Source organism: Pantoea sp. At-9b (genome assembly GCF_000175935.2).
GTDB lineage: Bacteria > Pseudomonadota > Gammaproteobacteria > Enterobacterales > Enterobacteriaceae > Pantoea.
Genome location: NC_014837.1, coordinates 1,981,752 through 1,995,946, shown reverse-complemented (window position 1 = coordinate 1,995,946; position 14,195 = coordinate 1,981,752). Strand labels below are relative to the sequence as shown.

Sequence of the window (14,195 nt, the reverse complement as noted above, 5' to 3'; positions counted from 1 at the left end):
ACCTCAGGTTAATACGTCATGAAAGAGGCGGTTTAGCGGAATAACTGAATCTTTTCGACTAATACGTCGGTCACCGCATCATTCGCGGGCACAAGGAAATTACGCACGCTGTCGTTGACTTTGCCCTTTTCGAAGGTCTGTTTACAGCGCGCGACCCATTGCACATTCATTTCTGTGCCGACGTTCACCTTTTCGATGCCGCTACGCACCGCCAGACGCATATCTTCATCGCTGACGCCGGTGCCGCCGTGCAGCACCAGCGGCGTATGCGTTGCTTCGGTGATAGCCGCCAGTCGCTGATGTTGGATATGTGCTTTGCCGGTGTACAGACCATGCACCGTCCCGATCGAGATCGCCAGCATGTCTACCCCGGTTTCATCGACGAAACGCTTCGCATCGTCCACCGTGGTGAAGGAGGTTTCGTTCATCTCCACCGATTTACCATCTTCAGAACCGCCGATCGCCCCCAGTTCCGCTTCGACCGAAACATGCAGCGGGCGTGCCATATCAATGACTTTGCGCGTGTTGGAAATATTCTCTTCAATTGGCAGATGTGAACCGTCGTACATCACCGAACTGAAACCGGCATCCAGTGCGGTTTGAATCGCATCAAGGTCGGAACAGTGATCCAGATGTAAACAGGTCGGCACATTGCGGCTTTCCGCCAGTGAGCGAATCGCATCAACCAATAATTTATGGCCGAGATATTTCGCCGTGCCGGTTGAGATCTGAATCATCAATGGACTATTGGTTTTTTCGGCCGCTTTAAAATAAGCCGGTAACATCTCCAGACAGTGTAAATTAAAGGAACCCAGCGCTTTAAATTCACGTTGTTTGGCCACCTGTAACAGATCGGTAAAGTTATAAAGTTTCATGAATATTTTCCTCGTGGGGCTTAGTGGATTTTCCGTTAACAAACCAGGCGATCAGGGTAATGAAGACAATAAACAGGGCGACGAACAGCCAGTTATTCTGGAAGGCATGACCCAGTACCAGGCCGGTGCTGATCACGTCGGAATCGCTGAAGGTCACGCCGGTGAAACCGTAGCTTTCCAGCATCGGCACCAGAATGGCCGGCAGCAGCGTAATAAACAGGCCGTGGACAAAACCGCCAATCATCGCGCCACGACGGCCACCCAGTGCGTTACCAAACACCCCGGCCGTGCCACCGGCAAAGAAGTTGGTCAGCAGCCCTGGCAAGATCATCGCCAGACCGAACATCGGGAATACCAGCATCCCGACGACGGAACCGAGGGTGGTGGCGAGGAAGCCAACGATGACGGCATTCGGTGCATAGGGGAACATCACCGGGCAATCAAGCGCGGGTTTTGCATCCGGCACGATGCGCATCGCAATACCACGGAACGCTGGCACCAGTTCATTCAGCAGCAGACGTACACCGCTATACAGCACAAACACCCCACACACGAACTGAATCGATTGCATAAAGGCGTACATCAGGTAGTTCATACCGTTGCTGTACTGGGCGATAAACGCCGGGCCTGCCGCCAGTGCGGGGATCAGGTACATCGGCACCATCACCACGGCCATCGACAGATAGGTGTCTTGCAGGAACTTGAAGTTATCCGGCAGTTTCAGGTCTTCGGTGGAGCGCGAGCCTTTACCCACCACTTTTGCGACCGCCGCAGTGACCAGATAGCCGATGGTGCAGAAGTGACCGAGGGCAACATCGTCCGAGTCGGTGATGCGGCGTACCACCGGTTGTGCCAGCGCGGGCATTACCACCGCCATCACGCCACCAAAAATGCCGCCAGTAAGGATCAGAGGTAAGCCTGTCAGCCCCGCTTTGTAGCCGATCACCGCACCGATGGTCGCCATCCACAGCAGCGCCTGACCGGTAAGGAAGATGTATTTGAACGGTGTCAGGCGGGCAATAATGATGTTGACGATAAAAATCACCAACAGCGTCAGCGCCACTTCTGAACCCAGCTCGCGGTTCGCTAACCCGGCGATGGCGGCAACATCGGTGATGTAACCTTGCATGCCAAAGCCGTGGGTAAAGATGGTATTCAGGAAGGTCAGCGTACCCACAATGATGTTGATACCTGCCATCATAATTAAGAAACCGAGCAGGGTTTTAAAGGTGCCTTCCACCACCTTACCTGCGGATTTTTTTTGTAGCAGCAGACCCACCAGGGCAATAAAGGCGATCAGAATCGATGCCTGCCCCAGTAAATCTTTTACCAGGAAGTTAATAACACTATTCATGGCTGGCAACCTTCATGTTGTGTTCTTTCATAAACGCCACGATCTTTTGCTCAATTTCCGCTTTATCGGTCAGCTTGTTGAGAATAATCACGCGTTTCATTTGCTCCGGGCTGGCATCGGCATTTAAAACATCGGCAAATGCCTTTTGCGTTAAAATCATGTCGGATTTAAATGCATTGGCTTCAGAAATGGTGGTGTGGTCGATATCTGCGTCAATTTCTAACTTTTTTAATACCGCTTTGGCGCTCATTTCGATGGCGAAACTGGACCCCAGACCACATCCGCACACACATAATATTTTCAGCATGGCTATCTCCTCACAGAATATGCAGTTGTTTAGCGAGTTTGTAATGATGCCCTTCGGTGTCAACCAGGCGTTTTTTCATGCTTATTAAATCAATGGGTATCGGTTTATTGCTGCCATTAATAATGACGGCTTTATTGCGCATTCCCGACTGAATACAACGCGCCACTTCGCTGGCCATAATGGTGCCCTGATAAATTTCTTCACAGGTCGGTTCACCATTACGCAGGCCATAGCCGATGATGGTTTTACGGACACGTACCCCGATCAGCGGTTCCAGTTGTTTAATTAAGGTATCGATCGCCCCCTGAAATCCCGGCGAATACTCACGGGTGTAGGCTTCCGAACACAGGATCACCACGCTGTTCTGCTGCTCCAGCCGTGCGGTGATGCGCTGCGCCAATTCCTGTGTGGCAATCTGGCACTCGGGGATCAAGGCAAAATCTGCGTTGGATTTAATCGCCGATTGCAGGGTTAATTCGCCGCAATACCCCCCCAACAGCTCCACCATAAAGACACGACCTGGCAAGCCACGGCCGGTATTACGTAATTTCGCCACTTCCTTCAGCACTTGCTCACAGGCGGTGGAAAAACCAATGGTATAATCGCTGCCAAATACGTCGTTATCGATGGTCATACCCACGCCGAAACAATTGACGCCAAATTCACTCAGAATATGGAGGAATTGCAACGATCCATCGCCACCCGCCATAATTAACACATCAATGCGCAGCGACTTAAGTTGTTTGGCTATGGCTTCATATTCCGGGCGAATTAATTTTCGCGTTGGTCTTCCTGACTGCATTATCGGGATCGCCGCAATGGCATAATCCACCAAATCACGCTGGGATACTTCCTGGTGTTTATTTTCCAGCAAACCGGGAATGCCACCATTAAATAACACCATATCCGCCTGCGTTAAGCGGGAAATTTGAAAGATAAAGTTATTTATGCCGGTAACATCACCACCGCTGATCACCATGCCAATTCTCATTATCCTGATCCTTACGCTGCGCCTCTGACAGCCATTCTTCCGATGAAGAGGATTCTTATTTGCAATGGAGATCACATTTTTGCCACGATTTTATTGCGACAGATGATTGACATAGCCGGTATACAAGCCATTTTTGTGATGTTAATCACATGACAAAACATTCCATACTTCTGGAATTATTATATTTTTCATGTGGTTATATTTAACTTACGCACCTGGAAGTTCACCACGATTTAACAATTTATCCGTCTGGTTTATTTCCCTCTATTTTGTGATACCCCGCGCATTTTTATCGGCCCATTACGCGTTTCCCGCGCACGATAAAGGGATAATGCTTCAGTGCGTTATTTTAACCTTAGTGCCGATGAATGATTGACAGGGTGCCTTGTCCGCTTGTCCAATAACCCGGCAGACACATGACACAGAAGAGAAAACATGACATCCCCGCAGGAAATGTTGCGTCAACTGAGTGACGTGGTAGGTGAAAAACAGCTGTTAACCCATTCTGATGATAAAGCCTGGTACACCAAAGGATTCCGCGTTGGGCGCGGTGAGGCGTTGGCCGTGGTGCTGCCGCAGAGCTTATTGCAACTGTGGCAAACCCTTCAGGTATGCGTGGCGCACGACGCCATTATTCTGATGCAGGCGTCGAACACCGGTGTCACCGGGGGATCGACCCCGGACGGCAACGATTACGATCGTGAGGTGGTGATTGTCAGTACCCGCCAGTTACAGGGTGTGCAGGTGATCGACGAAGCACGCCAGGTGATTGCCTTCCCCGGCACCACCCTGACCGAACTGGAACAGACGCTGCAACCGCTGGGGCGCGAACCGCATTCGGTGATTGGCTCCTCATGCATCGGTGCCTCGGTGGTGGGTGGCATCTGCAATAACTCCGGCGGTTCACTGATTCGCCGTGGCCCGGCGTTTACCGAAAAATCGTTATTTGCCCGCATCCATGACGATGGCCGTCTGGAGATGGTCAACCATCTTGGCATTGCGCTGGGCGACACGCCGGAAGCGATGCTGGAAAACCTCACCCGTCAGCAGTATCAAACCGGTGACCAGCCAGACTGGCAGGGAAAAATCTGGGCGGATGACTACGCCGATCGCCTGCGCGATGTCAGCGCCGACAGCCCCGCGCGCTTTAATGGTGATCTGCGCTACCTGCATGACAGTTCGGGTAGCGCAGGTAAAGTGGTGGTGTTTGCGGTACGCCTCCCCACGTTTGAAGCCAGTGCCGGTAGCGACACCTTCTATATTGGCACCAACGATGAAACGGTGCTGGTGGAACTGCGGCGCTATCTGCTGACCCGGATGAGTGAGTTGCCGGTACAGGCGGAATATATCCACCGCAACGCTTTCGATCTCACGGTGCGTTACGCTAAACATATGTATCTGGCGATCCGCAAACTCGGGCCACAGGCGATTCCGCGCCTGATGGCAGGCAAAGCCAAATGGGATGTGCGTGTCAGCCACCTGAAGTTTCTGCCGCGCAATTTTGTTGATCGGGTACTGCAATTCTTTAATCAGATCACCCCGCGCTTTGTGGCTCCGCGCATCATGGATTACCGCAGCGAGTACGAACATCATCTGATGATCAAAGTGGAGTCGGCGCAGACCGCCGAATTGCAGGGCTTGCTGGCGGACTTTTTTGCCCGTCACCGTGGCAACTTTTTCCACTGCGATGCGCGCGAAGCGGCTGATGCCTTCCTGGTTCGCTTTGGCGTTGGCGGTTGTACCATTTCCTACTGTGATGCGCTGGGCTACAACCCTAATGAGCGTCTGGTGGCGTTTGATGTGGCACTGCGACGTAATGATGATGCCTGGCGGTTAACCTTGCCGGACCATCTGGCGGCGCAGGTGCAGGTGGACTCCTGCTGTGGACACTTCTTCTGTTACGTCAATCACCAGGATTATGTGCTGAAAGCGGGCGTGGACGCGAAAGCGTTTAAAGAGGCGGTGAAAGAGGTGTTGGAGCAGCGTGGCGCGAAGTATCCGGCAGAACATAACGTCGGCCATCTGTATCACGCGTCCTGCGATCACGTGGCGCACTGGCAACAGCTCGACCCGACCAACAGCTGCAATCCGGGGATTGGCAAAACCAGCAAGAAAAAATTCTGGGCGGAATAACCACCGCCTCAGGCGGAAGCGGCGCGCTACATCACGCCGCTTCCGGGAAAGATTATTTCGCGTAAGCTTCAGTCGAAATGGTCAGCGTCACATCGTCGCTCACCGCCGGAACGTATTTATCCAGCTTGAAGTCAGAACGCTTGATGGTGCCGGTGGCATCAAAACCAATGGCCTGTTTCTTCACCATTGGATGCTCACCCTGCTGGTTCAGCGTGGCGTGCAGGGTAACCGGTTTAGTGATGCCTTTCAGCGTCAGATTCCCTTCCACATCGAACTTGTTGTCCCCCTTCGCCACCACTTTGGTGCTGTGGAATACCGCTGACGGGTATTTCGCAGTGTCGAAATACTCTTTGCCGAGAAACTCTTTGGTCAGCGCCGGGACATGGCTATCGATCTGGGTGATCGGCAGCGTAACGTCAACGCGTGACTGTTCCGGGTGGTCCTTATCGAACACCAGCGTGCCTTTGCTGTTCGGGATGTCGGCCGTCGGATGAGAAAAACCGAAGTGGGTCCAGGTGACAATCACCGAGGTATGTTCCGGGTTGAGATCGTAATGCATGGCTGCTGCCTGTGACAGCGGTGCATACAGCGTGGCGGCGGCCAGCAGCGGCAGCGCAAAGCGAGTAACGTTTTTCACGGATGTTCCTTTTTGCTCAGAATATGCCTTGAGTGTCCGGCATTATGCCGCGCGGGAACAGTGAAGAGTTTTGGCCGATTTTTTCAAAAAAATTCAGCAATATCAATGTGAAACAGTTACTTTTGGGGACAATTCAGCGACTGACTTAACGCCACCAGCACCCGCCAGCGGCGGCGATTGCGCAGCAAATGCTGATGCAGTTGTTGTAGCTGCGCCAGGCTGACATCGTCAATCGCAGCCGACGACAGTTCCGCCAGGCCCTGCTGCTGACGCAATGCCTGCAACGCGGCGCTGGCGTTATCTACGCAGGTAAGCGAGTTTTGCAGTGTCTGCCGCAACATAACGAGGTCAGCGTCGGCCACATCCAGCGTGCGCAGGAAACGTTTGCAATGCCCGAGCAGCACACGCCAGGGAATGTCAGGAGACTGGAGTGCCAGCAGAATGCCATCCACATCCGCCACTCGCTGATAACGCGCTGTCACCACATAGCCAATTTGTTGGTCGATGCGCAGGCGCTGGAAAAAGCATGGTTCATAAATCAGCGCCAGCAAGCGTAACGCCGCCAGTGAAGCCGCATCAGCCGCCACCAGCGGTATAAACAACAGCAGTGCCTGGTCGCTTCCGGTGCATGGAATGGCGGTCACGCCGGAGGTCAATAGCGGCGGGCCAGCCGCTGCGGCCGCCGGCAGATCACTCAGCACCCGCGCCACGGCAGCCGCCAGTACCCTGTCGCTGCCACACCAGGCCGCCTGCCAGCCAGGCGCAGTTGCCGGTGCCAGCAGTTGATGCGGCAAGGCGGCCAACAGCTGGCGAATGGCGATGCCATCGGCAGCGCTGACGGGCTGAGATTCGGCGGGGGTGACCAGTCGTGCTACCAGCTGCTGCAGTGCCGCCAGTGCCGCATCCGGTGCCGTCGGCAGATGCAGGACCAATTGCCAGATCCCCTGCATTTGCTGCCAGCTACCACGCCCGCCCATATGACGCAGTGCGGCGAGGATCGGGCGCAGCACTTGCTGACGCGCTCCGGCCACCTCATCGCTCAGAGGCTGATAAAACGCCGGACGCAGCAACAAGGTCTGCTGTGGCTGAACGGGTACAACGGACAGCAGCGGGAAAGCCCTGTGCGGCAAGGCGCGCAAAACCGAGGGTTGCGCCAGGGGATAAAACCAGCATGGCCGCGCAGAAACCGGATGCCTGGCAGGTGCAGGCCAGTCGGCAAGCGCGAGGCTGAATCCCTGAGTCTGGCGGGATGTCGCCGCCAGCTGGGATTGGGTCAGCAACGTCAGTGGCTGACTGTGTTGCAATGCAACGAGTAGATCCGCCAGACCCGCTGCCGGGCCTGGCGCAAATCCAGTAGCACGGTTGCGTAATTGCTCCAGCGGCGTCAGTTGGCTGAAATCCTCCTGCGCCAGTTGCTGATAATGCTGACGCTGTGCCGCAGTGGTTTGCGTCAGGGCGCGCAGATGCTGGCGGAACTGCGCTTCTATGCCTTGAGCCTGCACTGACGAGAGGCTGCGAGCGGAAAATTTCAGCGCCAGCCAGCTGTGTCGGGTAGCGCGCCATAGCCACTGCACACTGAGGTTTTCGCACAACCCGGCGGCCCGTAACTGCGCCAGCAGGCTACCCGGGGCTTCATCCAACCAGAACTGGCGACACAAGGTGACATTGTCACGCAATGTGTCTGTTCCTCCGGGCAACACAAAGGTTAACCAGAAGGCTTCTTCACCCGGTAAACGGATCTGACGACGTGCGACGCCAGCGGACGGGGCTGGTAACGCCATGACCGGGGCGATGCCCGAGCCGAGTTGCTGACCATAGCGTTGCGCCAGCTGTGCCAGTTCCGTCAGCGATTGCGGGCCTTGCAGCCACAACGTCATGTTCCCCGCCACATAATGCTGCTGATGAAACGTATGCAGCGCCTGCTGCAACTCCGTGACGTTGTCACCAAAGACCGCATGACTGCCAACGCGAAAACGTCGCAACGGCGCAGGCGTGTCGGGCATATCCAGCAACGCCGCCTCACTCAGCGTGGCCGCATGACGCTGCAACAGACGGTACTCCGCGTCAATGACGGCACTTTCCTGGCGGATGGCCGCCTCACTGAGACGCGGCGCGGCAAGCATATCCATCAGGCGCGCCATGCCCGCTTCCAGCGCCCTGGCCGGTAGCTGAAAGAAAAACGCGCTGTCACCCAGTTGGGTCGTGGCGTTGACCTGGCCGCCCTGTTGCTGCACCCACGGCATCAGACGCTGTTCATCAGGGATACCCGCGCTGCCGCAGAACAACAGATGTTCCAGCAGATGCGCCAGCCCCGGCCAGCGATCCGGCTCATGCAGGCTGCCTGCCTCCACCTGCACCAGCGCAGCAGCATCACGCGCATCAGGCTGGTGGTGGAGGTGACAGCGCAGGCCGTTAGGCAGCCGCAGGTAGCGCGTGGTCATCAGAGAATGCGCTGTTTGTAGATCAGCTGTGAGTTGGTGCGGTTACGAAATTGCAGCTGGGCGATTTTGATGTCGCTACAGCTGGCTTCGCGCCGGGCTTCAAGGATTTTGCCGTGGTGCGGCGATTTGCTGCACACCGGATCGGTGTTATCGGCGTTGCCGGTCAGCATATATGCCTGGCAACGGCAACCGCCGAAGTCCTTCTCTTTTTCGTCACAGGAACGGCACGGCTCTGGCATCCAGTCATAACCACGGTAACGGTTAAAACCAAACGAGTTGTACCAGATGTCGTCCAGCCGCTGTTCCAGCACCGACGGGAACGCCACCGGTAGCTGACGGGCGCTGTGGCACGGCAATGCCGTTCCTTCTGGCGTGACGCTGAGGAAGATCGAACCCCAGCCGCCCATGCACGGCTTCGGGCGCTCTTCGTAATAATCCGGCGTGACGAACAACAGGTTGGTCAGATTGCCGCTGGCTTCCATACGTGCGCGGTACTGCGCCACCACCGCTTCCGCCCGGGCGATTTGCTCGCGTGTCGGCAGCAATCCCTGACGATTGATATGCGCCCAGCCGTAAAACTGGCAGGTCGCCAGCTCGACGTCATCCGCTTCCAGCTCGATACACAGGTCGATAATTTTGTCGATCTGATCGATGTTATGACGATGCAGCACGAAGTTCAGCACCATCGGATAGCCGTGCGCTTTTACCGCTTTCGCCATCTCCAGCTTCTGCTGGAAGGCTTTTTTCGATCCGGCCAATGCCGCATTCAGCGTCTCATCACTGGCCTGGAAGCTGATCTGGATATGGTCCAAACCGGCATCGGCAAAGGCATCAAGTTTGTTCTGCGTCAGACCGATGCCGGAGGTGATCAGGTTGGTGTAGAAACCGAGATCGCGTGCTGCCTTGATCAGTTCCGGTAGATCTTTACGCGTCAGCGGTTCACCACCGGAAAAGCCGAGCTGCACGCTGCCCATGGCACGTGCCTGACGGAACACCTCAATCCACTGTTCGGTGGTCAGCTCTTTTTCCTGCTGGGCAAAATCGAGCGGGTTCGAGCAATACGGACACTGCAACGGGCAGCGATAAGTCAGCTCGGCCAGCAGCCACAGCGGTGGCGTCACGCCTGGTTTATTCGGGTTCACGACACTGGATCCATTTCTGTTCAACCGCGGATTGCAAAAACGCTTTTACGTCTTCATCCACGCCACCCGCATCCGGGAAACGCGCGTTCAGCGTAGCAATAATCGCGGCGATATCTTGTTTGCCCGTCACCAATTCGAGGATGGCGGTGGCGGTTTCATTCAGTTTAGCCATCCCTTCCGGGTAGAGCACCACGTGGCTCTCCTGCGCCGGTTCCCATTGCAGACGATAGCCACGGCGGAACGCAGGAATCAGGTTATCTTTCATCAGTTTATACCAGTCGGGTGGTGTGCCAGGCCGCCTTGTCGGTGACCGTGTGATAAGGCGGACGTTGCAACGCATAAGCCATCGTCATGGCATCCAGCATGGTCCACAGGATATCGAGCTTGAATTGCAGGATTTCCAGCATCCGGTTCTGCTGTTCAGCACTGGTGAAAATCTCCAGCGCCAGCGCCAGGCCGTGCTCAACATCCCGGTTCGCCTGACTCAGACGGCTGCGGAAGTAGAAATAGCCTTCCTCTTTGATCCACGGGTAGTGCTGCGGCCAGCTGTCGAGACGCGACTGGTGGATTTGCGGCGCAAACAATTCAGTCAGCGAGCTACAAGCGGCTTCCTGCCAGTTGGCTCGGCGGGCAAAGTTCACGTAGGCATCAACAGCAAAGCGCACGCCTGGCAGTACATGCTGCTCAGACAACAGTTCTTCACGCGTCAGTCCCACGGCTTCGCCCAATTGCAACCAGGCTTCAATGCCGCCCTCCTGTCCCTGGCTGCCATCGTGATCGAGAATACGCTGAACCCATTTACGGCGCGTCGCCGGGTCAGGACAGTTCGCCATGATCGCCGCATCTTTCAGCGGGATGTTGGTCTGGTAGTAAAAACGGTTCGCCACCCACCCTTTAATCTGCTCCGGCGTCGCCTCACCGTTATGCATGGCGATATGGTACGGGTGATGGATGTGGTAATAGGCACCTTTGGCGCGCAGTGCCTGTTCGAAGGCGGCTGGCGTCAGGGCTTCAGTAATGATCACGATGAAGACTCCTGCAAATGGATCGCCATCCCATCCCAGCTCACTTCAATGCCCTGCTGCGTCAGGAACTGGCGCTGCGGCGACTGCTCGTTGAGGATCGGATTGGTGTTATTAATATGAATCAAAATTTTGCGTTTCGCCGGTAAGGACGCCAGCAGCGCCATCAGCCCCTGCTCCTCCGCCAGGGCTAAATGGCCCATCGCCTTGCCGGTATTTTTACCGACACCGGTGGTCAGCAACTCGTCATCCTGCCAGACGGTGCCGTCAATCAGCAGGCAATCCGCCTTTTGCAACCACGGCATGATCACCGCATCCGGTTCACCAAGACCCGGCGCATACAGTAGCGTCTGCCCGTTCGCGCGGTTGGTGATAAACAGTGCCACATTGTGCCCGGGCAGCGGACGATCGCGGAACGGCGAGTACGGCGGCGCATTGCTGAGAATCGGGATGGCGGTGAACTCAAGGTCGCGGCAGACATCAACGCGGAAAGGTTCCAGCGGCGTCAGCGCGTGATGCTGCAAACCGCCATTCCAGTGTTGCAGCATGGTGAAAATCGGGAAGCCGCTGGTCAGATCCGCATGGACTTCCGGGGTACACCACACCTGATGCGGGCAGCCTTCGCGCAGGCTCAGTAAGCCAGTGGTGTGGTCGATCTGGCTGTCGGTAAGAATGATGCTGCCAATCGCCGTTCCACGCAGCACGCCCTTTTTGTTGAGTTCTGGCGTGTGGGCAATTTGCTGGCTGATATCGGGTGAGGCGTTACACAACACCCAGTCTTCCCCGTTATCACTGACAATGATCGAGGATTGGGTCCGCGCCTGCGCCTGGATAGTACCGTTACGCAAGCCGCTACAATTGGCGCAGTTACAGTTCCACTGCGGAAATCCACCGCCCGCCGCTGAACCGAGAACTTTAATAAACATGAGAGATGACCGGAGAAAGAAAACAAAATGCCCGCGCGAGTGGCGGGCAGAAGTCTTAGCGGTTGGAGATGTACAGAGTCACTTCCAGGCCCAGACGCAGGTCAACAAATTCAGGTTTTTTCCACATAATATTCTTCCTCTAAAGTCTCTTAACGCAGAGCACACTCTGCATGGAATGTTTGCGGCGGGAAACGTGATCCCGATCGCAATACACATCGCGGGCAGATGTTGCGCCAATGTGACGAACAGATCAACCCTGTTTCGGTAAGGGAATTGTGTTATTCCCGCCAAATCTGTTTCAACACCCGCTGCCAGTTGCCCCACGCAAGTTGCTCCAGTAATGGCTGATCATAGCCAAACTCGCGCAACAGCGTGAAAATCCGTGGCAGCCCGGAAACATCTTTCAACGCATCCGGGGTGCTGATACCGTCAAAATCGGAGCCAAAGCCCACGTGATCGCGCCCCATTATCCCGATTAAGTGATCAAAATGTTTACCAATTTCGATCAGCGGCGTATCACTGTCGCGTTTGCCATCGGCGCGTAAGAAGGCGTTACCAAAATTCACACCTACCATGCCGCCGCTGTCACGGATGGCGCGCAATTGATCATCGGTAAGGTTACGCGGCTGTGGGCACAGCGCATGCGCGTTGGAATGGGTGGCGACCAGCGGCGCATGGGACAAGCGCGCCGTATCCCAGAACGCCTGCGCGTTCATATGCGAGACGTCAATCACCATGCGATGTTGATTGGCGGCGGCAATCAACGCCTCTCCGGCGGCGGTTAAACCAGGGCCGCTATCGGGGGAGCCGGGAAAATTACCGGTGACGCCTGCGCCGAAGCGATTGGGCAGATTCCAGAACGGCCCGATACTGCGCACGCCAGCCTGATAAAACGCCGCCAGCGCGTCTCCGTCACCATCAAAACCATCCGCGCCCTCGATATGTGCCACCATCGCCAGCACGCCCTCTGCCCGACAGGCGGCGATATCCGCAGCGTTCAGACACAAACGGGCGCGGCCCTGCGATTCGGCCACCAGGGTTTTCAGAATGGCTAATTGCTGCCACAGAATCTCCAGCGGCGCGACGCGCTCCTGCGCACGTTGCGGTGCTACCTGCTCGATATAGCGTTGCGGCGGCACAAATAACGCAAACAGACCACCGGCAAAACCACCCTGCTGCATACGCGGATAGTCGAGGTGACCGTTATCAATGCCGGAGAAAAAAACCTCAGCCGGATTAGCACGATGATGCAGCCACAGGTTCAGCAGCAGATCGTTATGACCATCAAAAGTGGCAAGTGACATAAGCGGGGGAAAGAAGAGAAAACGTCACACTATGCTACGCGTGCGCCGCGATTTCTCCAAATGGTGGCGCACGTGGTTATCAATCCTGTGCCACCTGCAAGCCATGGTAGAAGGTGGGTTTCACATCCAGCGTTTTCTGAATCAGGCCGTATTTCTGATAGAAATCGGCGGTCGCCTGCTGCTGGGCAATGGTGGCATCATCAACGCGTTGCCAGTGCGACTGGCGGCGCGCAAAGGACTTCTCCGCCGCAGCCGCCGGGAAGCCGATGATTTTCGCCAACTGGGCGGAATAGGCGGATACATGGCTGTTGGCCCAGCGATCGGCGGCAGCCAGTCGGTTGACATAATCCTGTAACGCCGCGCGTTTCGCATCGTCCCTGAGCGCCGCATCGGTAGCAGCAAGGAAGCTATTGCCGGTCGAGAGCCCCTTACCGTTCACCAGCACGCGACCGCTGTGCGTCACCTCCGCCAGCGCGGTATAGGGATCCCAGGTGGCCCAGGCGTCAACGGCGCCATTGGCCAGCGCGATGCGCGCATCCGCCGGGGTGAGGAAGCGCCACTGGACATCTTTATCGCTCAGACCCGCCTGCTCCAGCGCTTTCAGTGCGAGGAAGTGGCCGATGGAACCGCGCCCGGTGGCGATGCTTTTGCCCTTTAGCTCCGCCACACGTTGCAGTGGCGAGTCCGGGCTGACCAGCATGGCCGTGCCCACCGGCACCGATTTACTCACCGCCACCGCCTGCACCTGCGAACCCGCTGCCAGCGAGAACAACAACGGCGCATCACCGATGATGCCAGCGTCCACCGCCCCGGCGTTCAGTGCTTCGGCCAGCGGTGCCGCCGCCGGGAATTCAGCCCATTCGATATGATAATTAAGGTTATTCAACTGCTGCGCGGCTTCCAGCTCCGCACGCATATTCCCTTTCTGATCGGCGATACGCAGTGTCACCGTTTCTGCGCTTGCGCCGGTACTGATCGCCAGCGTCAGTGCTATCAAAGCGGCTCTTTTCATTGGATTTTGCCCTTCTCACACAAAAATCACAGCCTAAACCGAAGCCGTAAA

General features: G+C 56.1%; 14 protein-coding genes. 1 reads left to right on the top strand and 13 read right to left on the bottom strand.

The window, feature by feature from the left end:
• Positions 1–32 precede the first annotated feature (32 nt).
• Genes PAT9B_RS09130 through PAT9B_RS09115 form a run of 4 tightly spaced genes read right to left on the bottom strand, consistent with a single transcriptional unit; the run spans position 33 to position 3,527 of the window.
• Complete coding sequence (locus PAT9B_RS09130) at positions 33–875, bottom strand: class II fructose-bisphosphate aldolase (protein WP_013508970.1); 843 nt, start codon at positions 873–875, stop codon at positions 33–35.
• Positions 862–2,229, bottom strand: a complete 1,368-nt coding sequence (locus PAT9B_RS09125) for a PTS sugar transporter subunit IIC (protein WP_013508969.1) — start codon at positions 2,227–2,229, stop codon at positions 862–864. The genes PAT9B_RS09130 and PAT9B_RS09125 overlap by 14 nt, the downstream gene beginning before the upstream one ends.
• Positions 2,222–2,536, bottom strand: coding sequence for a PTS sugar transporter subunit IIB (locus tag PAT9B_RS09120; protein ID WP_013508968.1), 315 nt, complete (start codon positions 2,534–2,536; stop codon positions 2,222–2,224). The genes PAT9B_RS09125 and PAT9B_RS09120 overlap by 8 nt, the downstream gene beginning before the upstream one ends.
• Before the next feature lie 10 nt (positions 2,537–2,546).
• On the bottom strand, positions 2,547–3,527 hold the full coding sequence (locus PAT9B_RS09115) for a 6-phosphofructokinase (protein WP_013508967.1): 981 nt from the start codon (positions 3,525–3,527) through the stop codon (positions 2,547–2,549).
• 435 nt (positions 3,528–3,962) lie between these two features.
• Here PAT9B_RS09115 and dld point away from each other — a divergent pair, with 435 nt between their 5' ends.
• Complete coding sequence (dld, locus tag PAT9B_RS09110; protein ID WP_013508966.1) at positions 3,963–5,660, top strand: D-lactate dehydrogenase; 1,698 nt, start codon at positions 3,963–3,965, stop codon at positions 5,658–5,660.
• 52 nt (positions 5,661–5,712) lie between these two features.
• Here dld and PAT9B_RS09105 read toward each other — a convergent pair whose 3' ends face one another.
• The 9 genes from PAT9B_RS09105 to PAT9B_RS09070 form a co-directional block, all read right to left on the bottom strand.
• Complete coding sequence (locus tag PAT9B_RS09105) at positions 5,713–6,297, bottom strand: YceI family protein (RefSeq protein ID WP_013508965.1); 585 nt, start codon at positions 6,295–6,297, stop codon at positions 5,713–5,715.
• Positions 6,298–6,413: 116 nt separating this feature from the next.
• Positions 6,414–8,738, bottom strand: a complete 2,325-nt coding sequence (gene pqqF, locus PAT9B_RS09100; protein ID WP_013508964.1) for a pyrroloquinoline quinone biosynthesis protein PqqF — start codon at positions 8,736–8,738, stop codon at positions 6,414–6,416.
• Positions 8,738–9,880, bottom strand: coding sequence for a pyrroloquinoline quinone biosynthesis protein PqqE (gene pqqE / locus PAT9B_RS09095; protein WP_013508963.1), 1,143 nt, complete (start codon positions 9,878–9,880; stop codon positions 8,738–8,740). Before pqqE ends, pqqF begins: the two co-directional genes overlap by 1 nt.
• The gene (pqqD, locus tag PAT9B_RS09090; RefSeq protein ID WP_013508962.1) at positions 9,867–10,145 is read right to left on the bottom strand and encodes a pyrroloquinoline quinone biosynthesis peptide chaperone PqqD; all 279 of its coding nucleotides are present in this window, start codon (positions 10,143–10,145) and stop codon (positions 9,867–9,869) included. The genes pqqE and pqqD overlap by 14 nt, the downstream gene beginning before the upstream one ends.
• Before the next feature lie 4 nt (positions 10,146–10,149).
• Positions 10,150–10,905 carry a pyrroloquinoline-quinone synthase PqqC gene (pqqC, locus tag PAT9B_RS09085; protein WP_013508961.1) on the bottom strand — a complete coding sequence of 252 codons (756 nt, stop codon included), beginning with the start codon at positions 10,903–10,905 and terminating at the stop codon, positions 10,150–10,152.
• Positions 10,902–11,828 (bottom strand): pyrroloquinoline quinone biosynthesis protein PqqB, encoded by a 927-nt coding sequence (gene pqqB, locus PAT9B_RS09080; RefSeq protein ID WP_013508960.1) that lies wholly within the window; start codon positions 11,826–11,828, stop codon positions 10,902–10,904. The genes pqqC and pqqB overlap by 4 nt, the downstream gene beginning before the upstream one ends.
• 55 nt (positions 11,829–11,883) lie before the next feature.
• Positions 11,884–11,955 (bottom strand): pyrroloquinoline quinone precursor peptide PqqA, encoded by a 72-nt coding sequence (gene pqqA / locus PAT9B_RS29635; protein WP_010617686.1) that lies wholly within the window; start codon positions 11,953–11,955, stop codon positions 11,884–11,886.
• Between the two features lie 151 nt (positions 11,956–12,106).
• Entirely contained in the window at positions 12,107–13,132 is a 1,026-nt protein-coding gene (locus PAT9B_RS09075) for a dipeptidase (protein ID WP_013508959.1), read from the bottom strand.
• Between the two features lie 79 nt (positions 13,133–13,211).
• On the bottom strand, positions 13,212–14,144 hold the full coding sequence (locus tag PAT9B_RS09070; protein WP_013508958.1) for an ABC transporter substrate-binding protein: 933 nt from the start codon (positions 14,142–14,144) through the stop codon (positions 13,212–13,214).
• Positions 14,145–14,195 lie beyond the last annotated feature (51 nt).